Below are 24,057 nucleotides of genomic sequence, written 5' to 3' on the forward strand. Positions count from 1 at the left end.
CCTCGTCTTTCCGGGCCGGCACGGCCCGGAAGGACGATGGGACTGACGGGAAAGCCCCATAGCTGCTGTGATTCCGCTCCAGGGGCTTCCGCCGCCCCCGACCCCGCCCGACCGTGCAGCCGGCCCGCGACCCGACCCGCCCTCGGGGGTCGAGGGGGTGATGGCGTGCCCGCGCGGGGCGGCGTAGCCCCTCACCTCACCGCCACCACCGGGGTGATCGTGGTCTCGACCGGGCCTCGGGCGTCGGCTTCGCGTTGGCGTTCGGCGCTGTCGCTGATGCGGAGGAGGAGGGCGATCATGATCCAGTTGGCCAGGAGTGAGGAGCCGCCCTTCGCCAGGAAGGGGAGGGCCTTGCCGGTCAGGGGGATCAGGCCCGTGACGCCGCCCGCGACGACGAAGACCTGGAGGGCCAGCGCCGCCGCGAGGCCCACCGCCAGCAGTTTGCCGAACGGGTCGCGGGCGGCCAGGGCCATGCGCAGCCCGCGCTGCACGAGGAGGGCGTAGAGGATCAGGACGGCCATGACGCCGGCCAGGCCGAGTTCCTCGCCGACCGTGGTCAGGATGAAGTCGCTGCGGCCCGCGAACTTGATCAGTTCGGGCTGCCCCAGCCCCAGGCCCGTGCCCGAGACACCGCCCGTGCCGAAGCTGAACAGGGCCTGCGCGGACTGGTCGGAGGTGACGCCGGGCGGGCGGTTCTCCCAGTAGTAGGAGAGGGGGTTCAGCCAGGCGGCCACGCGGGCCTTGACGTGCGGTTCCGTCGAGCCGACCGCGAAGGCGCCGACGGCCGCCATGAGCAGACCGCACACGATCCAGCTGGTGCGTTCGGTGGCGACGTAGAGCATCACCACGAACACGCCGAAGAAGATCAGCGACGTACCGAGGTCGCGCTCGAAGACCAGGACCAGCATGGACACGATCCACACGGTGATGATCGGTCCGAGCTGGCGCATCGGGGGCAGGCGCAGCCCCAGGAACCTGCGGCCCGTCAGGGCCAGCGAGTCGCGGTGGATGACCAGATAGCCCGCGAAGAAGATCGCGATCATGATCTTCACGAACTCGCCGGGCTGGAGCGAGAAGCCGAAGAGGATGATCCAGCGCTTCGCGCCGTACGTGTCGGCGCCGAAGAACGCCGGCGCGATCAGCAGCACCAGCGCCACGGCCATGGTGATGTAGATGAACCGTTGGAGCAGCCGGTGGTCGCGCAGCAGCGCCACCACCAGGATGCAGGCGGCGACGCCGACGACGGTCCACATGAGCTGGCCCGGCGCGTTCGCGTCGGAGTTGTACCGCTCGATGTACCCCTGGTCGAGCCGGTGGATGAGGACCAGCCCGAGCCCGGTGAGCAGCATGGCGAGCGGGAAGATCAGTGGGTCGGCGTAGGCGGCGAAGCGGCGGATGCCGCGGTGACCGACCAGCGAGAGCAGCGTCATGCTGATGACGAAGCTGGTGAGGTGCTGCGGCAGCTCGCCGTTCATGGCCAGGCCGGCGCTCACGTGCCCGAACACGGCGATGGCGAGGACGAGGACGAGCAGCAGGGCTTCGGTGCGGCGGCGGGCGCCCGCCATCGTCAGCGGTCTCAGTCCACGCACGGGACGCCGCCGCCGTCGATGGTGTCCTTCGGCGAGGCGGGTGGGGGCACGGCCGGTGATGGGGGTGCGGCCGGCGGGGCCGGTGATGAGGACGTGGCGCCACTCGGTGCACTTTGCGTACGGTGCGGACCGATCTGCTCGGCAATGAGGCGCTTTATCTTCATATCATCTACGACGTTGACGTCGTCCCCATGGTTCCTTCCGAACCCCTCGACGGGAAGTGTCTTGAACCGCACTTTGCCCGTTCTCCGGGCCCGGCGGGTTCGGGGGCTGATTCACGTCCCGTCCGGGTGGCTGGTTTGCGGGCCAAACGGGGTGGGATTGGCACTCCGCTTGACCGAGTGCTAATCGCCGGAATAGTGTCACACCTGGCACTCGCCACCGGTGAGTGCCAACACAGCGACAGGCAGGTCCGGCACCCGCGACGACGGATCGACCTGGTCGCCACCTCAGACAGTTAACCCCGGATCTCCGAAGGGGGAGGTCGGATCGTGACGACCGCCAGCTCCAAGGTTGCCATCAAGCCGCTTGAGGACCGCATCGTGGTCCAGCCGCTCGACGCCGAGCAGACCACGGCCTCCGGCCTGGTCATCCCGGACACCGCGAAGGAGAAGCCCCAGGAGGGCGTCGTCCTCGCGGTCGGCCCGGGTCGCTTCGAGGACGGCCAGCGTCTCCCGCTGGACGTCAACGTCGGCGACATCGTGCTGTACAGCAAGTACGGCGGCACCGAAGTGAAGTACAGCGGCGAGGAGTACCTCGTCCTCTCGGCCCGCGACGTCCTCGCGATCGTCGAGAAGTAAGCACTTCTCCAGTTTTGCTTTGAGCTGCGCCCCTGGTCACCCCGCTGATTGCCGGGCGGCGAGGGGCGCGGTTCGTTAAACCCGAGTTTTCGAGAGGGCTGAACCGCTCCCATGGCGAAGATCCTGAAGTTCGACGAGGACGCCCGTCGCGCCCTCGAGCGCGGCGTCAACAAGCTTGCCGACACGGTGAAGGTGACGATCGGCCCCAAGGGCCGCAACGTCGTCATCGACAAGAAGTTCGGCGCCCCCACCATCACCAACGACGGTGTCACCATCGCCCGCGAGGTCGAGCTGGACGACCCGTACGAGAACCTGGGCGCGCAGCTCGTGAAGGAGGTGGCGACCAAGACCAACGACATCGCGGGTGACGGCACCACCACCGCCACCGTGCTGGCCCAGGCGCTGGTCCGCGAGGGTCTGCGCAACGTCGCCGCCGGCGCCTCCCCGGCCGCCCTGAAGAAGGGCATCGACGCCGCGGTCAAGGCCGTGTCCGAGGAGCTCCTCGCGACCGCCCGCCCGATCGAGGACAAGTCCGACATCGCCGCCGTGGCCGCGCTCTCCGCGCAGGACTCGCAGGTCGGCGAGCTCATCGCCGAGGCGATGGACAAGGTCGGCAAGGACGGCGTCATCACCGTCGAGGAGTCCAACGCCTTCGGCCTGGAGCTGGAGTTCACCGAGGGCATGGCCTTCGACAAGGGCTACCTCTCGCCGTACATGGTCACCGACCAGGAGCGTATGGAGGCCGTCCTCGACGACCCGTACATCCTGATCAACCAGGGCAAGATCTCCTCCATCCAGGACCTCCTGCCGCTGCTGGAGAAGGTCATCCAGGCCGGCGCCTCGAAGCCGCTGCTGATCATCGCCGAGGACGTCGAGGGCGAGGCGCTCTCCACCCTCGTCGTCAACAAGATCCGCGGCACCTTCAACGCGGTCGCCGTCAAGGCCCCCGGCTTCGGTGACCGTCGCAAGGCGATGCTCCAGGACATGGCCACCCTCACCGGTGCCACCGTCATCGCCGAGGAGGTCGGCCTCAAGCTCGACCAGGCCGGTCTGGACGTGCTGGGCTCCGCCCGCCGCGTGACCATCTCCAAGGACGACACCACGATCGTCGACGGCGCGGGCAAGTCCGAGGACGTCCTCGGCCGCGTCAACCAGATCAAGGCCGAGATCGAGTCCACGGACTCGGACTGGGACCGCGAGAAGCTGCAGGAGCGCCTGGCGAAGCTCGCCGGTGGCGTCTGCGTCATCAAGGTCGGCGCCGCCACCGAGGTGGAGCTCAAGGAGAAGAAGCACCGCCTTGAGGACGCCATCTCCGCCACCCGCGCCGCGGTCGAGGAGGGCATCGTCTCCGGCGGTGGCTCCGCGCTCGTCCACGCCGTCAAGGTCCTGGAGGGCAACCTCGGCCTGACCGGCGACGAGGGCACCGGCGTTTCCGTCGTCCGCCGCGCCGCCGTCGAGCCGCTGCGCTGGATCGCCGAGAACGCGGGCCTCGAGGGCTACGTCATCACCTCCAAGGTCGCCGAGCTGGACAAGGGCCAGGGCTTCAACGCCGCCTCCGGCGAGTACGGCGACCTGGTGAAGGCCGGCGTCATCGACCCGGTCAAGGTCACCCGCTCCGCGCTGGAGAACGCCGCTTCCATCGCCTCCCTGCTGCTCACGACCGAGACCCTGGTCGTCGAGAAGCCGGCCGAGGAAGAGGCCGACGCCGGTCACGGCCACGGTCACGGCCACAGCCACTGATCGCGCCCCGCGCCGAGAAGGCCCCGTTCCGCAGCCGCGGAACGGGGCCTTCCCCGTTGTTCAGGACCCGTACGGCGATCCCGAGCCGCCCATCGCGCGTTGCAGCTGCCCGGGGTTGTAGTGCCACCAGCCCTCGGCGATCTCCCCGTTCAGGATCCGGAAGGTGGTGGTCCCCGTCATCTCGTACGTCTTACCGGTCGGGGCGACCCCCATGAACTCGCCCTTGTGGGTGCCCCGCCAGTTCCACACCGTGGTGACGAAGTCGCCCTCGCACACCTGGGCCACCGGCTCGAAGGTCATGTCGAAGGCCGCGCGCCACGTCTCCATGTCCGAGCGCATGGCCGCGCGTCCGATGACGGTGGGTTCCTCCTTGCTCGCGTCGTGGTCGATGTAGTTCGTCGCGAGGCACTCGTCGATGACGTTCATGTCGCCACGCATGGCGGCTTCCTGGAACACCCGGTCCACGAGCTGCTTGTTGAGGTGCTCGTCGCGGACGACGTCGAGGTTGGTGAAGGTGGGCATCCCTTCGCAGAGGGCCACCATCTCCTGGAACATCTTGTCCGTCTCCGGGAGCTGAGAGTTCCTCATGGCGTCTTCGTACGAGGGGAACTCGACGACGTCCACGTAGTGGTTGTCGTTCTCGCGGTCCTTGCCCACGAGGCTGTGGCGGACGGTGCGCCTGCCCTGGCTCTGCGAGACGTACCGGTCGATCACCTGGTCGATGTCGTCCTGCCGACTTGTCCGATAATCAATTATCTGTACGAATGTCATGGCGTCTCCCGGGCTGGATGGGGCATGTCCATTTTAGGGAGATTTCAGCCATTCGGCCGGTCCCGGCGGTACGTTCCCGGTCCGCGTTGCCGAGGCCGCGCTACTGAGGCCCGTACTTGCGGCCCGTACGCGACGACACCCCGCCCAGCAGGCCGCGCGGCGTCAGCTTCACCACGCTCATCAGCGCCTTGTACCGCGGGTCCGGGATCGAGACGGTCTTGCCGCGCGCCAGGTCGGCCAGCGCGGCGGCCACCAGCTTGTCGGCGTCCAGCCACATCCAGCCGGGGATGTTGTCGGTGCCCATGCCCGCGCGCTGGTGGAACTCGGTCCGCACGAAGCCGGGGCACAGCGCCATCAGTCGCACCCCGGACCCCGCCAGGTCCTTCGCCGCGCCCTGCGTGAACTGCACGACCCACGCCTTGCTGGCCCCGTAGGTGCCGCGCGGCACGAAGGCCGCCACCGACGCCACGTTGACGACGCCGCCCCGGCCGCGCTCGCGCATCGAGGCCGTGGCCGCCGAGGTCAGCCGCAGCACCGCCTCGATGTGCACCTTGAGCATGGCCAGCTCGTCGGCCATGGGGACTTCCAGGTACCGGCCCTTGTTGCCGAAGCCCGCGTTGTTGACCAGCAGGTCCACGGGGTGCGTACGGTCCCCCAGGCGGGCCTCGACCGCCGCGATCCCGGCGTCGGTGGCCAGGTCCGCGCTCAGCATCTCGGCCTCGATGCCGTGCCGGTCGTGGAGTTCGGTGGCCTGCTCGGCCAGTCGTTTCGTGTCGCGGGCCACCAGCACGAGGTTGTGCCCCTGGGCGGCGAGCCGCCGGGCGAAGGCGGCGCCGATGCCCGCCGTGGATCCAGTGATCAACGCAGTCGTCATAGGCGCAACCTAGGGGGTGACGCGCGGATCCGGCCAGGCCGGCCCCACGACACCCGACGATCACCCTCCTCGCGTGCGTCCCAAAGTGGGCCGCCGGGATTCGTTGTCCGGTCAAAGCCGGGCTTATGCTCGAAGGGTGATCGAGGCACGTCATCTCCGGGTTCTGCGCGCCGTCGCCGGGACCGGATCCTTCTCCGCCGCGGCCCGCGAACTCGGCTGCACCCAGCCCGCCGTCTCCCAGCAGATGAAGGCACTGGAACAGTCCGCCGGCACGCCGCTGCTCATCCGTACCGGCCGCGAGATGCGGCTGACCCAGGCCGGCGAGGCCCTCGTGCGGCACGCCGCCGGGATCCTGGCCGGGCTGACCGCCGCCGAGGAGGAGGTCGCGGCCATCGCCGGGCTGCGCGCGGGCCGCGTCCGCCTGGTCTCCTTCCCGAGCGGCAGCTCCACCCTCGTGCCCACCGCCCTCGCGGCGATGCGCGCCGAGCACCCGGGTACCCGTATCTCGTTGGTCGAAGCCGAACCGCCGAGGTCGGTGGAGATGCTGCGCGAGGGCGACTGCGACCTCGCGCTGGCCTTCCGCTACGCCGGGGACGCCGCCGGGCCCGGCGGCGCCGCCGCCGAGTGGGAGGACCTGGTCGTGACCCCGCTGCTGACCGATCGGCTCGTCGGGCTGGTGCCCGAGGGGCACCGGCTGGCGGGGGCGGAGCGGGTGGGCATGGCCGAACTGGCCGACGAGCCCTGGATCGCGGGCTGTCCGCGCTGTCGCCGTCATCTGGTGGAGGTGTGCGAGGGGGTCGGCTTCACGCCGCGGATCGACTTCGCCACCGACGACTACCCGGCCGTGGTCGGGCTGGTCGGGGCCGGGCTGGGGGTCGCGGTGCTGCCGGAGTTGGCGGTGGAGTCCGTACGGGCCAAGGGCGTCAGCGCCCTGGCGGTGGAGCCGGTCGTGGAGCGGGAGATCGTGGCGCTGACCCTGCCCGACCTGGCGCGCGTACCGGCCGTGGCGGCGACCCTGGGCGAGCTGGTGCGGGCCGCCGCGCGGTGACCTCCCGGCCCGTGCCACCCCGCGGGGCACGGCCGTGGGGCCCTGGTGGAGAAACGTTCCTTCTGCTGATCGGCGTCGTCGGTCAGTGCGGCGCGATGCGGGTGATCGTGCCGGCGGCGGGGATCAGGCGGTGGCGGGCGCGGCCCATCAGTTCCTCGCGTTCGTCCTCGGTCAGTCCGCCCCAGACCCCGTAGGGCTCGCGGACGGCGAGGGCGTGCGCGGCGCATTCCGAGCGCACCGGGCATCTCATGCAGACCTCTTTAGCCGAGGCCTCACGCGCGCTCCTGGCCGCGCCCCGCTCGCCTTCCGGGTGGAAGAACAGGGAGCTGTCGACTCCTCGGCAGGCGGCCAGCAGCTGCCAGTCCCAGAGGTCGGCGTTCGGTCCGGGGAGGCGGGAGAAATCTGCCATAGCTAGTCCTCTTGGTGCCGGTACTGAGACGGATACGGTCCAAGCCTCCACACCTACTGTCGGAGTAGATGTAAATATGACTCATTGGGAATCTAGCGTCAGACATGTGCCAAACGGAAGGAAAGCCGCCAAATAGGGCATAGCTCCAGATGGAGGACAGATGAGCTGCGCCTCCCGTGTCGTGATCGCTTCCTCACGTAGGGTGCTGAAGGTGTCCGTCCGACCCGTAACTCTTTCGAGTGACCATCGTTGAGAGTGCGAAGGCGGTTGAACCAAGAAGTTCCCGGACAGGTGTCCGAGGGCATCGACCGCACAGGTGACGATACGTACCAGCCTGGAGGCTCAAGGTGACGCGCATCAGCAGCTGCGGAGGGCGGTCATGACTTCCGTCCTCGTCTGCGACGACTCCCCGCTTGCCCGAGAGGCGCTCCGTCGCGCGGTTGCCACCGTGCCCGGCGTCGAGCGTGTGACGACGGCTGCCAACGGCGAGGAAGTCCTCCGCCGCTGGGGTGCCGACCGCTCCGACCTGATTCTGATGGATGTACGGATGCCCGGCCTCGGCGGTGTCGAGACGGTGCGCCGCCTCCTCTCCGCCGACCCGGGCGCCCGCATCATCATGCTGACGGTCGCCGAGGACCTGGACGGCGTGGCCCTCGCGGTCGCCGCGGGTGCCCGCGGCTACCTGCACAAGGACGCCTCGCGCGCCGAACTGCGGGCCACGGTCACCCAGGCCCTCGCCGACCCGACCTGGAGGCTGGCCCCGCGCCGGCTGCGCTCGGCGGAGATGGGCGCGGCCCCCACGCTCACCGCCCGCGAGATCCAGGTGCTGGAGGGCATGAGCCACGGCCGGTCCAACGCGGAGATCGGGCGCGAGCTCTTCCTCTCCGAGGACACGGTCAAGACCCACGCCCGCAGGCTGTTCAAGAAGCTCGGCGCCTCGGACCGGGCGCACGCCGTGGCGCTCGGCTTCCGCTGGGGGCTCGTCCGCTGACGGCGGGCCCGCGGGCCGATCGCCCCGAGCGCTCCCGTCCGCCATCGGCGGGCGGGGCGGCGCACCACCCCGCCGCACCCGGTGTGCGGCCGGGGATTGGCGGGGCGCAATCCGGGGGACGTGTCGCTTCGGGCGCGATGCCGCATCCTTGAGGTGTGCCGCATTCTTGGAGAGGTCGGGTCCCGGGGTCGAATCCCCGGGGACGACGATTCGGGCCGAGCGGAGGGGAGGGCGCACATGACGAGCTCCGGCGCACCCGCTCATAACGCTTCGACGCACAACACGGACACCGGTGCCGCGAATCCTCCGGCGCCAAGGCACCATGGATTGATGCGCGACGACGAGCCCCTGGGGTCCCCCGCGGCCACAGGCCCGACCGGCGCCGCCAAGGGCGGCAGTGCCGGTGCCGTCAGCGCGCTCGTACGCCGCGCCGTGGACGGCGACGAGCAGGCCACGCACGACCTCCTGGCCTTCGTGCACCCCCTCGCCATCCGCTACTGCCGCACCCGCCTGTCCCGCCTCCCGGGTGACGCTCGTCACTTCGTCGAGGACCTGGCGCAGGAGGTGTGCGTCGCCGTTCTGATGGCGCTGCCCCGCTACCGCGACACCGGGCGCCCCTTCGAGGCGTTCGTCTTCGCCATCGCCGCGCACAAGGTCGCCGACCTCCAGCGGGCCGCCATGCGGCACCCGGGGAGCACGGCCGTCCCGTCCGACGAGATGCCGGAGCGGCCCGACGACTCGCTCGGCCCCGAGGAGCGGGCGCTGCTGAGCAGTGACGCCGCCTGGGCCAAGCAGCTGCTGGCGAACCTCCCGGAGAACCAGCGCGAGCTGCTGGTGCTGCGGGTCGCCGTCGGGCTGACCGCCGAGGAGACCGGGCAGATGCTCGGCATGTCGCCGGGCGCGGTGCGGGTCGCGCAGCACCGGGCGCTGAGCCGGCTGCGGGCGCTCGCCGAGCAGTAGGCACCCGAATGGCCGCGCACCCGCATGGCCGCGCACCCGAATGGCCGGCGCACCCGAAGGGTCGCAGTGAGGCCGGATCCTCGTAGGAAGTGACGAAACTTCCGGTTGACCTTGGTCGTGGAATGAGACGCGTCGGGATCCCGTTAGCATGGACATCCGCGCTGAGCAAGACCATTGGGAAGGTGTCATGACTGCCGACGGAGTGCCCGACAAATTCGCCACGCTCGGACTGACCTACGACGACGTCCTGCTGCTGCCGGGCGCGTCGGACATGGCTCCGGACGCGATCGACACCTCTTCCCTCATCTCGCGCAACGTCCGCGTGAACGTGCCGCTGCTGTCGGCCGCCATGGACAAGGTCACCGAGGCCCGCATGGCCATCGCGATGGCCCGTCAGGGCGGCGTCGGCGTCCTGCACCGCAACCTCTCCATCGTCGACCAGGCCAACCAGGTCGACCTGGTCAAGCGCTCCGAGTCCGGCATGGTCACCGACCCGATCACGGTGCACCCGGACGCGACGCTGGGCGAGGCCGACGAGCTGTGCGCGAAGTTCCGCATCTCCGGCGTCCCGGTCACCGACCCGGCGGGCAAGCTGCTCGGCATCGTCACCAACCGCGACATGGCCTTCGAGTCGGACCGCAGCCGCCAGGTGCGCGAGGTCATGACCCCGATGCCGCTGGTCACGGGCAAGGTCGGCATCTCCGGTGTCGACGCCATGGAGCTGCTGCGCCGCCACAAGATCGAGAAGCTTCCGCTGGTCGACGACGCGGGCATCCTCAAGGGCCTCATCACGGTCAAGGACTTCGTCAAGGCCGAGAAGTACCCGAACGCCGCCAAGGACAAGGACGGCCGGCTGCTGGTCGGCGCGGCCGTCGGCGTCGCCGGTGACGCGTACGAGCGCGCCCAGGCGCTGATCGAGGCGGGCGCGGACTTCATCGTCGTCGACACCGCCCACGGTCACTCCCGTCTGGTCGGCGACATGGTCGCCAAGATCAAGTCGAACTCCGGCGTGGACGTCATCGGCGGCAACGTCGCCACCCGCGACGGCGCCCAGGCCCTCATCGACGCCGGCTGCGACGGCATCAAGGTCGGCGTCGGCCCCGGCTCCATCTGCACCACCCGCGTCGTCGCCGGCATCGGCGTCCCGCAGGTCACCGCGATCTACGAGGCCTCGCTGGCCGCCAAGGCCGCGGGCGTCCCGGTCATCGGCGACGGCGGCCTGCAGTACTCCGGCGACATCGCGAAGGCCCTGGTCGCCGGCGCCGACACGGTGATGCTCGGCTCGCTGCTCGCGGGCTGCGAGGAGTCCCCGGGCGAGCTGCTCTTCATCAACGGCAAGCAGTTCAAGTCCTACCGCGGCATGGGCTCGCTCGGCGCGATGCAGTCCCGCGGCGACCGCAAGTCGTTCTCCAAGGACCGCTACTTCCAGGAGGGCGTGGGCGGCGACGACAAGCTCATCCCCGAGGGCATCGAGGGCCAGGTCCCCTACCGCGGCCCCCTCTCCGCGGTCGTCCACCAGCTGGTCGGCGGCCTGCGCCAGTCGATGTTCTACGTCGGCGGCCGGACGGTTCCCGAGCTCCAGGAGCGCGGCCGCTTCGTGCGCATCACCTCGGCGGGCCTCAAGGAGAGCCACCCGCACGACATCCAGATGACGGTCGAGGCGCCGAACTACTCCCGTAAGGGCTGAACGGTGTGAGCGCCGAAGGGGCGGACCCGGCAGGGTCCGCCCCTTCGGCGTGTCCGTACGGCGGTCACGGGGACGCGGGCGCCCGGCGTTCGGGGATACTGGACGGGCAGACCCTGAGGAAAGGCCACCACACGTGACTGAGATCGAGATCGGGCGCGGCAAGCGCGGCCGCCGGGCGTACGCCTTCGACGACATCGCCATCGTCCCCAGCCGGCGTACGCGGGACCCGAAGGAGGTCTCGATCGCCTGGCAGATCGACGCGTACCGCTTCGAGCTCCCCTTCCTGGCCGCCCCCATGGACTCCGTGGTCTCCCCGCAGACCGCGATCCGCATCGGCGAGCTCGGCGGCCTCGGCGTGCTGAACCTCGAAGGCCTGTGGACCCGCTACGAGGACCCGCAGCCGCTCCTCGACGAGATCGCGGAGCTGGACGAGGCGAGCGCGACCCGCCGCCTCCAGGAGATCTACTCCGCGCCGATCCAGGCGGACCTGATCCGGCAGCGGATCAAGGAGGTGCGCGACTCCGGCGTCGTCACCGCCGCCGCGCTCTCCCCGCAGCGCACCGCCGAGTTCTCCAAGGCCGTCGTCGAGGCGGGCGTGGACATCTTCGTCATCCGCGGCACCACCGTGTCGGCGGAGCACGTCTCCGGCGCCGCCGAACCGCTGAACCTCAAGCAGTTCATCTACGAGCTCGACGTCCCCGTCATCGTCGGCGGCTGCGCCACCTACACGGCGGCCCTGCACCTGATGCGCACCGGCGCGGCCGGTGTCCTCGTCGGCTTCGGCGGCGGCGCGGCGCACACCACGCGCAACGTGCTCGGCATCCAGGTCCCGATGGCCACGGCCGTCGCGGACGTGGCCGCGGCCCGCCGCGACTACATGGACGAGTCCGGCGGCCGTTACGTGCACGTCATCGCCGACGGCGGCGTGGGCTGGTCCGGCGACATCCCGAAGGCCGTCGCCTGCGGCGCCGACGCCGTGATGATGGGCTCCCCGCTGGCCCGCGCCACCGACGCGCCCGGCAAGGGCAACCACTGGGGCATGGAGGCCGTCCACGAGGACGTGCCGCGCGGCAAGAAGGTCGACCTCGGTACGGTCGGCACCACCGAGGAGATCCTCACCGGCCCGTCGCACACCCCGGACGGTTCGATGAACTTCTTCGGCGCGCTGCGCCGCTCGATGGCCACCACCGGCTACAGCGAGCTCAAGGAGTTCCAGCGGGTCGAGATCACGATCGCGGACTCGCAGCACAGCCGCTGATCGCGTTCGCACGTGAACGGATGAAGGGCCCGGCCCCCCTCGCGAGGGGGGCCGGGCCCTTCGGCGTGCCGGGAAGTGCCGATCAGCCTTCCGCCGGTCAGCCTCCCGCCGATCAGCCTTCGCCGCGCCGGCGCTTGCGCAGCTTCCACGCCCACATGGAGGCGGCGCAGCCCGTCAGGGTCCCCATGATGGCGAGCGCCGCCCAGTCCGGGCCCTGCGGACTCAGTTCGGGGTCGAACTCGGCGAGCACGGCCAGGGCGGTGAAGCCGCCCACCAGCACGGTGAGGGTGCCCAGGAACCAGATCCAGGCCGTGAGGGCGGCGCTGCGCTTCGCAGGCGCGGTCGGCGCCGCCGCCGCGGCGGTGGGCTGGGGGATGCGGGACGGGTCGCGGGGCGGCATGGTGACCACCGCGGCGGGCGGGACGCCGGCGTCCAGCGGGGCCAGCTCGGCGGCGGTGATGCCGTGGAGGGTCGGTTCGACGGCCAGGGTGAGGCCGTCGTGGCCGATCAGGTGGCGGGCGCCGTCGGGGAAGACGTACATCAGGGAGCACTCGGCGTAGCGGATGGTGATCTGCGCGTCGGGCCCGGTCAGGCTGACGCCGTCGGCCGCGACGAGGAGCGCCGTGGCGCGGTCGGCCACGGCCGTGTAGCGCCGGCCGGTGACGATGTCCGCGGAGCCGGTGGGGGCGGCGGCGAGGCCGGCCCAGTCCAGGTTCCGGCCGGGGACCTGCATCAGGGCGTCGGCCCATACGTCGCGGGCGACCCGGCGCAGGTCGGCGACGGTGACGGCCTCGATGGCGGCGCGGGCCTCGGCGTCGGTCTGCGAGGGGTGGCGCAGCAGCAGGTTCATGGCTTCGCCGGGGAGCCGGGCGAGGGCGGGCTCCGAGGTGTCGAAGCGGGCGAGCGCGGTGGCCCGTACGGCGTCCAGGTCGGCCTGCTCGATGGTGCCGGCGCGCAGGGCGGCGAGGACGTCGACGAAGGCGCCGACCATGGCGTCCTGCCGGCGGGGCAGGGCGTCGGCGTAGGCGGTGACGGTCGCGAAGTCGCTGTCGCGGGGCTCGTACTCGGCGGCGGCGGTGTAGGAGTAGCCGCCCTTTTGGCGCAGCGCGCGGAAGAGCTCCTTGCCGAGGAGGTCGGTGAAGAGGGTGCCCGCGGTCGAGCGGGGGATGACGGCGGTCAGGACGACGACGCCGTCCTCGCCCACGAAGGAGGCGGGGGTGGTGGGCAGGGCGGAGGTGGGCGTGGGGGTGGGGTGCCAGGTGCCGGTGGGGAGGGTGAGGTCGAGGCCGTCGGGGACGGTGTCGGCGGTGATCCACAGGACGGCGTTCTCGGTGGTGAAACGGTTCGCCGCCCAGTCGCGGACGTTCGCGGCGGTGAGCCGGTGCAGGCCGGCCTCGGGGTAGCTGGTCAGGCCGTAGCCGCGGGAGCCGTAGCGCCACAGGGGCATGCCGTGCGCGGGGCCGTGGCCGCGGCCGGCGGCCTCGGTGCGCAGGATCTCCTTCTCGGTCTCCAGCCGGTCCAGCGGCAGGTCGCGCAGGGCGGCGCACACGCCGTTGAGGTACTCGACCACGTCGGCGGGGGTGCCGGTGACGTGGAAGTGGGTGTACACGGCGGCCGTGGCGCCGTTGTAGTGCAGATCGCCGAGGCCGTGCCGGTGCAGGGCGAGGTGCTCGACGAGGTGGGTGATGCCGCTGGTGGCGAGGGTCTCGTCGGCGCGACCGACGCGGAAGAGCAGTCCGGCGGTGACGGGGCCGGGGGTGGAGCGGCGGGCGAGGACGGTGCGGATGCCGCCGACGGTGGTGTGGATGATGCCGTCGGTTTCGGTGCCGGTGCCGGTGCCGGTGCCGGCTTCGGTCGCGCCGGTGGTGGTCGCGGGCGGGGTGTCGGTGCTCATGGGGGTCCTCTTCAGCCCTGGGCCAGTGCGGTCTTGCGGTGGCGGGCGAACGCGCCCGCGTGGTCGGCGCTGACGTAGCTCCAGGGGAACTCGGTGGCCCGGTCGCCGAGCGCCCGGAAGTGCGGGGCGGCGTCGGCGGGGCGGCCGGCGAGGCTGTGGGCGGCGGCGAAGGCGTTGTGCGCGGCGACCATCTGGTACGCGTCGGCGCGGGCGGCCGGGTGGAGTACGGAGCGGGCGGAGGCGGCGAGGAGTTCGGCCCGGGTGGCGGGCTCGCGCAGGTACTCCTCGGCGGCCTTCTTCGTCCGGTCCTGGGCGATGTCGAGGTAGCGCTCCATCTGGGCGACCGCGACGAGGGCGCCGTTCGGGGCGCCTTCGGGGGCGGCCGCCGCGCGGTCGCGGGCGTAGCCGTGGGCCTCCTCCCAGGTGCCGCCCCACTTGGGGCACAGCTGCTGGAGGAGTTGGCTCTGGGCGTTGAAGTGGTGGGGGTGGTGCTCGGCGAGCCGGTCGTGGCGGCGGCGGGCCTCGCTCTGGCCCAGTTCGAGTCCGCGCGCGCTGATCAGGCGCAGGTACCAGGCGAGGGCGTCGCGGGGGTGGGCGGCGCAGACGTCGATGAGCAGGATCTCGGCGCGCCTGAGGTGGGCGTGGAAGGCGTCGAACTGTTCGCGCGTCACGTGCTCGGCGCGGGCGTCGCTCCGGATCTCCCAGCCGCGCAGGATGAGGTGGTTGGCGAGCAGGACGTTCGGCAGCGGGTCGTCGGGGCGTCGGGACGCGAGGTCCTGAAGGAACGTTTCTGCGTCGGGGGTTTCGGCGACGGCCCAGCAGGCGAGGGCACGGTCGTCCTCGTCGGGGAGCGATGCGAAGGCGGCGATCACGGCGTCCCCGTCCTTGCGCAGGACGGCGGCGCGGAGGGCGGCCAGGGCCGGGAAGTGCTCGGTGGGGTCGACGAGGGGCCGGCCGAGCGGCGGGGTGGATGCGGACACGCGCGGATCATATGACCGGGATCGGCCCCTGACCAGGGCTTTCGGCTGGCGATGCGATCCGCGCGGGCTCGTCCGCGCGGGTGGTGCGTAGGGGTGGTGCGAAAGGTGGTGCGAAGGGGCGGGTCAGTCGGCGATCTTGCGGGAGACCTGGAAGGCCGCGTAGCCGCCGATGGCGAGGAAGAGGTACGTCAGCGGGTTCGCGTCGGTCTTCCAGGCCTCGATGAGGGCGGAGGTGTCCTCCAGGAGGATGTCGACGGCGCTGACGTCCAGCGCGTCGGCGGCGATCAGGGCGAGGCCGAACATCTGGCCCGCGAGGACGGCGACGACCGACAGCAGGGCGCCGAGGACCGGCAGGACGGCGTTGCGGCCGCCGACCTTGCCCGCCGCGAAGCCGATGAGGGCGCCGACGCCGACGGCCGCGTAGCCGATCTCGCGCTCGGTGCCCTTGATGATCGCGCCGTAGACGCCGATGGCGACGAGCGCGGCGACGACGGCCGCCACGATGCCGAGGCCGACGTTGCCACGGGCCGGAGCCGGGGCCGGGGCCTCGGTGTAGGAGGCGGGCGCGGGCGGCTGGAAGTTCTGGCTCATGTGGGAAATCCCCCCCAGGGATTCGGACGCACGCATGTCGGTCAGGCATAAGTGCGGGATAAGTGACGCCGCAGGCTAACAGGCCCTACCGACATCCGACGGGTGGATTTCGCGCGGATGAACGGACCGGTGCAGGACGTGACCTGACCGCTATCCGGCCGTGACCCGGGGGGTTCCCGGGACGGGGGTGGCGTCAGAGGCGGTGGGCCGCGCCGGCGGGGCTGGCGCCCCGGGTGTCGAGCAGCAGCTGCGCCTTCACCGCGAGGCCCTGGAGGTCGTACGTGCGGTGGTGCTGGAGCAGGATCGTCAGGTCGGCGTTGGCGGCGGCCTCGTAGAGCGAATCGGCGCGCGGGACGGGCTGGTCGCGCACCCGCCAGCCCGTGATGTACGGGTCGTGGTAGCTGATCAGGGCGCCGAGGTCGAGGAGGCGGCTGGCGATCTCGCGGGCCGGGGAGCCCTCCTGGTCGGCGAGGTCGGGCTTGTAGGTGACCCCGAGCAGCAGGACCCGGGCGCCGCGCGCGGACTTGCCGTGCTCGTTCAGCAGGGTGGCCGACCGCTGGATGACGTACTGCGGCATCCGGTTGTTGATCTCCTGCGCCAGGCCGACCATGCGCAGGGGGTGGCCGGGGGTGCGGGTGGTGTGGGGGAGGTAGTTGGGGTCGAGGGGGACGCCATGGCCGCCGACGCCGGGGCCGGGGCGGAAGGCCTGGAAGCCGTACGGCTTGGTCTCGGCGCAGCGGATGACGTCCCAGAGGTCGACGCCGAGGTCGTGGCACAGGACCGCCATCTCGTTCATGAGGGCGATGTTGACGTGCCGGTAGTTGGTCTCCAGCAGTTGCACGGTCTCGGCCTCGCGCAGGCCCCGGGCGCGGACGACCTTCTCGGTGAGGCGGGCGTAGAAGGCGTGCGCGGACTCGGTGCAGGCGGGGGTGAGGCCGCCGATCACCTTGGGGGTGTTGGTGATGCCGTGGGTGCGGTTGCCGGGGTCGAGGCGGCTGGGGGAGTAGGCCAGGTGGAAGTCGCGGCCGGCCCGCAGGCCGGAGCCTTCTTCGAGGACGGGGCGGAGGTAGTCCTCGGTGACGCCCGGGTGGACCGCGGATTCGAGGATGACGGTGGTGTGGGGGCGCAGGCGGGCGGCGAGGGTGCGCCCCGCCGCGCCGACGGCCCCGAGGTCGAGCGCCCGGTCGGCGCCGAGGTGGGTGGGGGCGCAGATGACGGCGGTGCGGACCCGGCCGAGTTCGGCGGGGTTGGTGGTCACCCGGAAGCCGGCCGCCGACATGCGGCGGATCTCGGCGGCGGTGAGACTGCTGTCCGTGGCGGGGCCGCTGTCGTAGCCGACGGTCTCGATTCCGGCGGCTACGGCCGCCTGGGCGAGGGGGAGGCCGAGGTGGCCGAGTCCGATGACGGCGAGATCTGCGGGCATGGGGGGCCGTCCCTTCCCTTCCCTGACATGAGGGGGCGGTGCGCGCGATTGCCGTCGACCGGGAGTCCGGAGCTCGGCAGGAGCTGGCGCAATGTCAGACTAGGCGTATATATGACAGATATGTCGCATTGTGAGTCGGTGGCTGCCTTTGTGTTGTCCACAGGCGGTGGCTGATGTCGGTGCGGCCGGTCAGAATCATGAAACGGGCGATGTGAGCGGGATCACCCGCACCGAGCGGGCGCGGGCCCGCACCAACGGGAGGCAGCCGTGAGGACAGCGACACTGGGACCGGCACAGCGCGCCGAGGCACTCGCCCGGATGGCCGAGCGGGAACTCGACGTGTTGGTGGTGGGCGCCGGCGTGGTCGGCGCGGGCACCGCGCTCGACGCGGTGACCAGAGGCCTGTCGACGGGGCTCGTGGAGGCGCGCGACTGGGCCTCCGGCACCTCCAGCCGCTCCAGCAAGCTCATCCACGGCGGCCTGCGCTACCTGGAGATGCTCGACTTCGCCCTCGTACGGGAGGCCCTCAAAGAGCGCGGACTGCTGCTGGAGCGCCTCGCCCCGCACCTGGTGAAGCCGGTGCCCTTCCTCTACCCGCTCCGGCACAAGGGCTGGGAGCGTTTCTACGCGGGCTCGGGCGTGGCCCTGTACGACGCCATGTCGTTCTCCAGCGGACACGGGCGCGGCCTGCCCACGCACCGCCACCTCTCGCGCGGCAAGGCCCTGCGCATCGCCCCCGCCCTGCGCAAGGACGCGCTGGTCGGCGCCCTCCAGTACTACGACGCCCAGATGGACGACGCCCGCTACGTCACCACCCTGGTGCGCACGGCCGCCGCGTACGGGGCGGATTGTGCCAACCGGGCGAGGGTGACGGGCTTCCTGCGCGAGGGCGAACGGGTGGTCGGGGCGCGGGTGCGGGACGTGGAGGGCGGCGGCGAGTACGAGATCCGCGCGAAGCAGGTCGTCAACGCGACCGGGGTGTGGACGGACGACACGCAGGCGCTCATCGGGGAGCGCGGGCAGTTCCACGTACGGGCGTCGAAGGGCATCCATCTGGTCGTGCCCAAGGACCGGATCCACTCCAACACCGGGCTGATCCTGCGCACCGAGAAGTCGGTGCTGTTCGTCATCCCGTGGGGCCGGCACTGGATCGTCGGGACGACGGACACCGACTGGGACCTCGACAAGGCGCACCCGGCGGCCTCCAGCGCCGACATCGACTACCTGCTGGAGCACGTCAACTCGGTGCTGGCCGTCCCCCTGACGCGCGACGACGTCCAGGGCGTCTACGCGGGCCTGCGGCCGCTGCTGGCCGGGGAGTCGGACGCGACGAGCAAGCTCTCGCGCGAGCACACCGTGGCCCACCCGGTGCCGGGGCTGGTGGTGGTGGCGGGCGGCAAGTACACCACGTACCGGGTCATGGCGAAGGACGCCGTCGACGAGGCGGTGCACGGGCTGGACCAGCGGGTCGCGCGGTGCGTGACGGAGGACGTGCCGCTGGTCGGCGCGGAGGGGTACCGGGCGCTGTGGAACGGCCGCGCCCGGATCGCGGCGCGGACGGGACTGCACGTGGTGCGCGTCGAGCACCTCCTGAACCGGTACGGCTCGCTGACGGAGGAACTGCTCGACCTCATGGCCGCCGACCCTGCCCTCGGCGAACCGTTGACCGGGGCGGACGACTACCTGCGGGCCGAGGTCGTCTACGCCGCCTCCCACGAGGGGGCCCGCCACCTCGACGACGTGCTGACGCGGCGGACCCGGATCTCCATCGAGACCTTCGACCGGGGGACGCGGTCGGCGCGGGAATGCGCGGAGTTGATGGCGCCGGTGCTGGGGTGGGACGAGCAGCAGATCGAGAAGGAGATCGAGCACTACGAGAAGCGGGTGCAGGCCGAACGGGAGTCGCAGCGCCAGCCCGACGACCAGACGGCGGACGCGGCGCGACTCGGGGCGCCCGACATCGTTCCGTTGTAAGTCCGCGATGTGGCGGGAGGAACCGGCGGACCCGGGGCTCCCGTCGGATGCGGAGTGAGCAACAATGAGGTTTCTGCCGGGGTGGGTTACCGTGCCCCCCGGCGGCTGCCGGGGCAGCCGGGGCAGGCTGCACGATCGCAGAGGGGACGCATGTCGAAGCCGGAGCACACGGAGTCCCCTGCCGGGGCGCCCACGACCAAGCCGGAGGGCGGCGCCGAAGCCGCCGCCCCGGCCGGGGCGCCGGACGCGGAACGCACCGCCGCCGCAGGGCCGAAGGCCGAGGCCGCGCCCCTCCCCAAACCAAGGGCCGCCCAGCCGCCGCCCCCTGACGACACGCCTGCCGCCGAGTCGGCTTCCGCTTCCGTTGACGAACCGCAGGACGCGAAGCCGGCCGCGGCCGACGCCGCGAAGCCCCCGCCCGCCGCGAAGCGGAATCCGCCGAGGCGGCGAAGCCGGCGTCCCCGTCGGCCGGTTCGCCGTCCGACGGGCGACCGGCCGCCGCCGAGGCCGCCGAGGCCGCCGAGGCCGCCGAGGCCGCCGAGGCCGCCGAGGCCGACGGGGTCGGTGGGGGGCGCGATGAAGGGCGGCTGTTGGCCGGGCGGTACCGGTTGGGGGGTGTGTTGGGGAAGGGCGGTATGGGGACCGTCTGGCGGGCCGAGGACGAGGTGCTCGGCCGCACGGTCGCCGTCAAGGAACTCCGCTTCGGCACCGGCGTCGACGAGGACGAGAAGCGCCGCCTCATCACCCGCACCCTCCGCGAGGCCAAGGCCATCGCCCGCATCCGCAGCGAAGGCGCCGTCACCGTCTTCGACGTCGTCGACGAGGACGCCCGGCCGTGGATCGTCATGGAGCTCATCGAGGGCTCCTCCCTCGCCGAGTTCATCCGCGAGAACGGCCCGCTGACCCCGCGCCGCGCCGCCGAGGTCGGCCTCGCCGTGCTCGACGTGCTGCGTGCCGCCCACCGCCAGGGGATCCTGCACCGCGACGTGAAACCGTCCAACGTGCTCATCGCCGGCAGCGGCCGCGTCGTCCTCACCGACTTCGGCATCGCCCAGGTCGAGGGCGACCCCTCCATCACCTCCACCGGCATGCTCGTCGGCGCCCCGTCGTACATCTCGCCCGAGCGCGCCCGCGGCCAGAAGCCCGGCCCGCCGGCCGACATGTGGTCCCTCGGCGGGCTGCTGTACGCCGCCGTCGAGGGCGTGCCCCCGTACGACAAGGGCTCCGCCCTCGCCACCCTCACCGCGGTGATGACCGAGGCCGTGGACCCGCCGCGAAACGCCGGTCCCCTCCTCACCGACGTCATCTACGGGCTGCTGGTCAAGGACCCGGCCCGGCGGCTCGACGAGGACCGCGCCCGCACGATGCTGACGGCCGTCCTCAACGCCCCCGACCCGGAGCCGGTCGCCCCGCCCGTCCCGGCGGTCGAGGAGACCCGCGCCATCTCCTTCACCAAGGCCGAGGTCGAGGCGGAGAAGGCCGCCGAGAAGGCGGCGAAGAAGGAACGCGAGCGGCGCGAGCGCGAACAGCGCGATCGCGCCCGCGCCGCGCTGAAGGCCACCCGCAAGGCGGCCGCCGCCGCCGCGGCGTCCGCCGCCGAGGCCCCGCCGGCCCGACCGGCCACGCCCAAGGCCCCGCTCACCGACGTGATGGAACGCCGCACCATCGTCCTCGCGATAGCCGCGGTGGTCGTCGTCCTCGCGGTGGTCGGCTCGCTGATCGTGTACCTGGTGAACGGCGACGACGACAAGGACGGCCGCAAGGACGAGGGCAAGGGCAAGGGCGCGGTCGCCTCCGGCAGCCCCTCGCCCGGCGCGAAGCCCGCCCCGGGCAACTCGCCGGGTACGGCGAGCGGCACCCCGACCCCCGCGGGCCAGAGCCCGAGCGCGAGCGGGAACACGAGCCCGAGTCCGGCCGGTTCCGCCGCCGACGCGGGGCAGGGCCAAGGCCAGGGCGCCAGCCCGGGTGGTCCCGGAGGCCTCCCCGCCGGGTTCACGACGGTGACGGACGTCCGCTACCGGTTCTCCATGGCGATGCCCGAGGGCTTTCGCCAGACGGACACCGCCGGCGTGAACTCGGGCGCGATCTACAGCCGCGACGGCGGCTTCCCGCGCGTCCAGGTCGACTTCACCGCCACCCCCGGCGACGACGCCCGCGCCGCCTGGGCCCAACTCGCCCCGAGCGTGGCCGGCAGCAGCAAGGGCTACCGGCTCATACGCCTCGACACCGTCGAGTACCGCGGCTATCCGACCGTCGCCGACTGGGAGTTCGAGCGGGAGCAGCAGGGCATCAAGGTCCGGGTGCTCGACCGCGGCTTCAAGACGGACGCGAAGCACGGCTACGCCATCATGATCAGCTGCGCCGCCGACCAGTGGGACGGCCCCGAGTGCACGCAGCTGCGCGCCACCGCTTTCGAGACCTTCCAGTCCTTGGGCTGACGGTCCTCTCAAGGCCGGGGCGCGCGAGCCCCGGGCGACGTATCGTGTCAGCGGGACCATGGGGGCCCGCCGCACTCGGGGGAGGCGATGTGGAGGACTACGCCGGCCGGATCCTGGCCGACCGCTACCGCCTGCCCTTACCTCCGTTGGACGACCACGAGCCGACGGAGACCCGGGCCTTCGACACGCGCAGCGGGCAGGAAGTCCTCGTGCGCCAGGTGCCGTTGCCCGAGGTGGTGGACGCGGAGCTGCTCGACGGTCCGCACGCCGGCGCGGCGTCGCGGGTGCGCCCCGGCGGGGAACTGCCTGCCGTGCGGCGGGCGATCGCGGCCGCGCAGGCCGCCGCCTCCATCCCCGACCACCCGCGTCTCGACCAGGTCTTCGACGTGTTCGCCGAGGGCGACTCGCTGTGGATCGTGAGCGAACTCGTCCCCGCCCTGCCGCTGGCCGCGCTCATCGCCGAGGAACCGCTGAGCCCCTACCGGGCGGCGGAGGTGGCGTCGGACGTGCTGACCGCCCTGCGGGTGCTGCACGCCCACGGCTGGACGCACCGGAACATCACCGTGCGCACCGTGTTGATATGCGAGGACGGCAGGGTCGTCCTGACGGGGCTGGCGGCGGGAGCCGCCGAGGAGGCCCTGTGCGGATACGACCCGGTGCCGCCGCAGGAGCCGACGCGGGACCTCGACGCCGGCTGGAACCCCTCGCCGCCGCCCGCCGGGCCCACCACGCCGCTCTACGCGCCGCTCGTCGCCCCGGGCTACGACACCGGGCCGCGCTACTCGGACCACGTCACCCTCCCGGAACCGGCCCCGCCCGCCGCCGCGCCCCCCGCCCCGCAGCCGCCGCCCGGAGCTCCCCGCGCCGGACCGGGCCACCCGCGAGGCCGCCGCCCGCGCCGGGACCGTCGCCGCGTACCGCGCCGGCACCCGGGCCGCCGAGGCCGAGGTGGCCCGGGAGCGCGGGCGGCGCGGGCCGGTGGTGGTGCCCGTACCGCCGCCGACCGGGGCCAACCTGCCGCAGGAGTACGCCTACCCGTACGGGGACCGGGCGCCGACACCGGCACGCCCTGGCACGGAGCCGCCCCCGCCGCGCCGCCGAAGCGGAACCCTTTCCTCCGGCGCCGGAAACCGAGCCCGCCTCCGAGCCCGAGCCCGCCCCCGAGCCCCAGCCCGCCCCCGAGCCGCCCCGCCCGGCCCTGCCCGCGCAGCTCGCCCTCCCGCAGGGCTACCGCCAGGCCGAAGCCCCCGCCGCGCCCCCGGCCCCGCTCCCCGCCCGCCCCGCGCCCGCGCCCCGGCCCCGTCCGCCCCGCCGCGCCCCGCGCCCGCCGACGGCTGGGGCGCGGCCCCCGGCGGCGGTACGGGTCCCCGTACGGGCCTCGACGCCGAGCGGGCCCGGCAGACCCGGATGGCCGTCGTCGGCCCCGTCACCGAGCGGTGGGCCCCCGAACAGGCCGGGCCCGTCCACGGCCACTGGCAGCTCGCCGCGCCCGTCGGCCCCGCCACCGACCTCTGGGCCCTCGGCGCCCTGCTGTACCGCTCCGTCCAGGGTCACGCCCCGTACCCCGAGGACAGCGTGGCGGAACTGGTCGAGATGGTCTGCGCCGAGCCCCCCGCGTTCGCCGAGGAGTGCGGCCCGCTGCGCCCCGTCGTGGAGTCCCTGCTGCGCCAGGACCCCACCGAGCGCCCCGACTTCGAGGAGCTGCGGGGCTGGCTGCGGTCCCTGGTCCGCTCCGCCCCCGAACCCGACGGCGACTTCGCGCTGCTCCCGATGCCGGAGCCCGACCCCGGCCGGTTGCCCGTCGTACGCCGGCGCGGCGATCTGCACGGCCGCCACCGCAACCCGGCCGCCCCGCGCCGGCCCCTCGCCCTGGGCCGGACCCTGCTGGTCGGGATCCTCGCGATGCTCGCGGCGGCGGTGGCGTACGCGATGGTGTTCATGCCGCGCTCCGACGCCTCCCGCGACGGGGCCAAGCAGCCGACGGCCGCCGAGAGCCCGGCCGTGCCCGCCCCCGCGAAGCCCTCGACGGGCGCCGGGGCCCCGCCCCCGTCGGGCAGCCCGCAGTCCAAGCCGGCCCCGCAGACGGAGCCCGGCCCCGCCCCCGAGGGCTACACCCTGGAGCGGGACCCGGAGCACTTCACCATCGCCGTCCCCAAGGGCTGGGACCGCCGGGGCATCAACGAGGCGGGTCAGGTGCGCTACACGCAGGGGGCGTTCACCCTGATCGTGGTGCCCGGCCGGGACCGGGTGGAGGGCAATCCGGACCCGAAGGGCTACCAGCAGGACAAGGAGCCCGAGCTGTCCCCGTGGCGCAATTCCACCTGGGCCGAATCGGGCGACGTCAAGACCACCACGGTCGGCGGGCAGTTGCGCGTCACCGGCCGGTACACGTGGATCGACTCGACGGGCCGCAGCGTGCTGGCCCGCAACTTCGTCGTGGCCCTCGGGGGCAGCTATCACGTCGTCATGGTGACCGGACCGAAGGACGAGACGGACAAGGTCACCGACGTCTTCGAAAAGGCCACGGCGAGTTACAAGTCCGGAGGCTGACGGGCAGTCAATACGGCGATTGCGTCACAGTGACGTCCTACCGGCCCCGCGTGGTTCCGGCTTCGGCCGCGGGCTCCGTA

General features: G+C 72.4%; 17 protein-coding genes and 1 pseudogene. 10 read left to right on the forward strand and 8 right to left on the reverse strand.

Going from position 1 to position 24,057, the window contains the following annotated elements:
- Positions 1–191 precede the first annotated feature (191 nt).
- The gene (locus M4D82_RS20305; protein WP_249767388.1) at positions 192–1,589 is read right to left on the reverse strand and encodes an FtsW/RodA/SpoVE family cell cycle protein; all 1,398 of its coding nucleotides are present in this window, start codon (positions 1,587–1,589) and stop codon (positions 192–194) included.
- 491 nt (positions 1,590–2,080) lie between these two features.
- Here M4D82_RS20305 and groES point away from each other — a divergent pair, with 491 nt between their 5' ends.
- Both groES and groL read left to right on the forward strand, forming a co-directional pair.
- Complete coding sequence (gene groES / locus M4D82_RS20310; protein ID WP_007265952.1) at positions 2,081–2,389, forward strand: co-chaperone GroES; 309 nt, start codon at positions 2,081–2,083, stop codon at positions 2,387–2,389.
- A gap of 111 nt (positions 2,390–2,500) precedes the next feature.
- Positions 2,501–4,129, forward strand: coding sequence for a chaperonin GroEL (gene groL, locus M4D82_RS20315; protein ID WP_249767389.1), 1,629 nt, complete (start codon positions 2,501–2,503; stop codon positions 4,127–4,129).
- Positions 4,130–4,189: 60 nt separating this feature from the next.
- Here groL and M4D82_RS20320 read toward each other — a convergent pair whose 3' ends face one another.
- Together M4D82_RS20320 and M4D82_RS20325 are read right to left on the reverse strand one after the other, a co-directional pair.
- Complete coding sequence (locus M4D82_RS20320; protein WP_249767390.1) at positions 4,190–4,900, reverse strand: ester cyclase; 711 nt, start codon at positions 4,898–4,900, stop codon at positions 4,190–4,192.
- A gap of 100 nt (positions 4,901–5,000) precedes the next feature.
- On the reverse strand, positions 5,001–5,774 hold the full coding sequence (locus tag M4D82_RS20325; RefSeq protein WP_249767391.1) for an SDR family NAD(P)-dependent oxidoreductase: 774 nt from the start codon (positions 5,772–5,774) through the stop codon (positions 5,001–5,003).
- A 136-nt stretch (positions 5,775–5,910) separates the two neighbouring features.
- Here M4D82_RS20325 and M4D82_RS20330 point away from each other — a divergent pair, with 136 nt between their 5' ends.
- Complete coding sequence (locus tag M4D82_RS20330; protein WP_249767392.1) at positions 5,911–6,822, forward strand: LysR family transcriptional regulator; 912 nt, start codon at positions 5,911–5,913, stop codon at positions 6,820–6,822.
- An 82-nt stretch (positions 6,823–6,904) separates the two neighbouring features.
- Here M4D82_RS20330 and M4D82_RS20335 read toward each other — a convergent pair whose 3' ends face one another.
- Entirely contained in the window at positions 6,905–7,231 is a 327-nt protein-coding gene (locus tag M4D82_RS20335) for a WhiB family transcriptional regulator (protein WP_249767393.1), read from the reverse strand.
- A 379-nt stretch (positions 7,232–7,610) separates the two neighbouring features.
- Between M4D82_RS20335 and M4D82_RS20340 the strand changes: the two genes are divergently transcribed.
- From M4D82_RS20340 to M4D82_RS20355, 4 genes are all read left to right on the forward strand, one after another.
- Complete coding sequence (locus tag M4D82_RS20340; RefSeq protein WP_003948568.1) at positions 7,611–8,222, forward strand: response regulator transcription factor; 612 nt, start codon at positions 7,611–7,613, stop codon at positions 8,220–8,222.
- A gap of 330 nt (positions 8,223–8,552) precedes the next feature.
- Positions 8,553–9,182: a sigma-70 family RNA polymerase sigma factor gene (locus M4D82_RS20345; RefSeq protein WP_249767394.1), complete on the forward strand. Its 630-nt coding sequence runs from the start codon at positions 8,553–8,555 to the stop codon at positions 9,180–9,182.
- Between the two features lie 187 nt (positions 9,183–9,369).
- Complete coding sequence (guaB, locus tag M4D82_RS20350) at positions 9,370–10,869, forward strand: IMP dehydrogenase (protein ID WP_249767395.1); 1,500 nt, start codon at positions 9,370–9,372, stop codon at positions 10,867–10,869.
- A gap of 133 nt (positions 10,870–11,002) precedes the next feature.
- Positions 11,003–12,127 (forward strand): GuaB3 family IMP dehydrogenase-related protein, encoded by a 1,125-nt coding sequence (locus tag M4D82_RS20355; RefSeq protein WP_249767396.1) that lies wholly within the window; start codon positions 11,003–11,005, stop codon positions 12,125–12,127.
- A gap of 112 nt (positions 12,128–12,239) precedes the next feature.
- On the opposite strand, the gene M4D82_RS20360 is transcribed toward M4D82_RS20355, so the two are convergent.
- From M4D82_RS20360 to M4D82_RS20375, 4 genes are all read right to left on the reverse strand, one after another.
- Positions 12,240–14,021 (reverse strand): M16 family metallopeptidase, encoded by a 1,782-nt coding sequence (locus M4D82_RS20360; protein WP_249767397.1) that lies wholly within the window; start codon positions 14,019–14,021, stop codon positions 12,240–12,242.
- Positions 14,022–14,032: 11 nt separating this feature from the next.
- Positions 14,033–15,001 carry a hypothetical protein gene (locus tag M4D82_RS20365; RefSeq protein ID WP_249767398.1) on the reverse strand — a complete coding sequence of 323 codons (969 nt, stop codon included), beginning with the start codon at positions 14,999–15,001 and terminating at the stop codon, positions 14,033–14,035.
- Positions 15,002–15,124: 123 nt separating this feature from the next.
- Positions 15,125–15,592 (reverse strand): hypothetical protein, encoded by a 468-nt coding sequence (locus M4D82_RS20370; protein WP_249767399.1) that lies wholly within the window; start codon positions 15,590–15,592, stop codon positions 15,125–15,127.
- A gap of 193 nt (positions 15,593–15,785) precedes the next feature.
- The gene (locus tag M4D82_RS20375) at positions 15,786–17,015 is read right to left on the reverse strand and encodes a nucleotide sugar dehydrogenase (protein WP_249767400.1); all 1,230 of its coding nucleotides are present in this window, start codon (positions 17,013–17,015) and stop codon (positions 15,786–15,788) included.
- A 267-nt stretch (positions 17,016–17,282) separates the two neighbouring features.
- On the opposite strand from M4D82_RS20375, the gene M4D82_RS20380 reads away from it, so the two are divergent.
- The 3 genes and pseudogenes from M4D82_RS20380 (at position 17,283) to M4D82_RS20390 (ending at position 23,977) form a co-directional block, all read left to right on the forward strand.
- A complete protein-coding gene (locus M4D82_RS20380; RefSeq protein WP_249767401.1) occupies positions 17,283–18,989 on the forward strand; it encodes a glycerol-3-phosphate dehydrogenase/oxidase in 1,707 nt (568 codons plus the stop codon).
- Positions 18,990–19,624: 635 nt separating this feature from the next.
- Positions 19,625–21,427 carry a serine/threonine-protein kinase gene (locus tag M4D82_RS20385; protein WP_249767402.1) on the forward strand — a complete coding sequence of 601 codons (1,803 nt, stop codon included), beginning with the start codon at positions 19,625–19,627 and terminating at the stop codon, positions 21,425–21,427.
- Positions 21,428–21,516: 89 nt separating this feature from the next.
- Positions 21,517–23,977 (forward strand): annotated as a pseudogene (locus M4D82_RS20390) (serine/threonine kinase C-terminal domain-containing protein).
- Positions 23,978–24,057 lie beyond the last annotated feature (80 nt).

It is taken from the genome of Streptomyces sp. RerS4 (genome assembly GCF_023515955.1).
In the GTDB taxonomy this organism is placed as follows: Bacteria; Actinomycetota; Actinomycetes; order Streptomycetales; family Streptomycetaceae; genus Streptomyces.

What these genes read in the sequence shown, in the direction of transcription:
- groL (WP_249767389.1), top strand. Translation starts at nt 2,501, where the DNA reads ATGGCGAAGATCCTGAAGTTCGACGAGGACGCCCGTCGCGCCCTCGAG.
- M4D82_RS20320 (WP_249767390.1), bottom strand. Translation starts at nt 4,900, where the DNA reads ATGACATTCGTACAGATAATTGATTATCGGACAAGTCGGCAGGACGAC.
- M4D82_RS20325 (WP_249767391.1), bottom strand. Translation starts at nt 5,774, where the DNA reads ATGACGACTGCGTTGATCACTGGATCCACGGCGGGCATCGGCGCCGCC.
- M4D82_RS20335 (WP_249767393.1), bottom strand. Translation starts at nt 7,231, where the DNA reads ATGGCAGATTTCTCCCGCCTCCCCGGACCGAACGCCGACCTCTGGGAC.
- M4D82_RS20340 (WP_003948568.1), top strand. Translation starts at nt 7,611, where the DNA reads ATGACTTCCGTCCTCGTCTGCGACGACTCCCCGCTTGCCCGAGAGGCG.
- M4D82_RS20345 (WP_249767394.1), top strand. Translation starts at nt 8,553, where the DNA reads ATGCGCGACGACGAGCCCCTGGGGTCCCCCGCGGCCACAGGCCCGACC.
- guaB (WP_249767395.1), top strand. Translation starts at nt 9,370, where the DNA reads ATGACTGCCGACGGAGTGCCCGACAAATTCGCCACGCTCGGACTGACC.
- M4D82_RS20360 (WP_249767397.1), bottom strand. Translation starts at nt 14,021, where the DNA reads ATGAGCACCGACACCCCGCCCGCGACCACCACCGGCGCGACCGAAGCC.
- M4D82_RS20370 (WP_249767399.1), bottom strand. Translation starts at nt 15,592, where the DNA reads ATGAGCCAGAACTTCCAGCCGCCCGCGCCCGCCTCCTACACCGAGGCC.
- M4D82_RS20375 (WP_249767400.1), bottom strand. Translation starts at nt 17,015, where the DNA reads ATGCCCGCAGATCTCGCCGTCATCGGACTCGGCCACCTCGGCCTCCCC.
- M4D82_RS20385 (WP_249767402.1), top strand. Translation starts at nt 19,625, where the DNA reads ATGGGGACCGTCTGGCGGGCCGAGGACGAGGTGCTCGGCCGCACGGTC.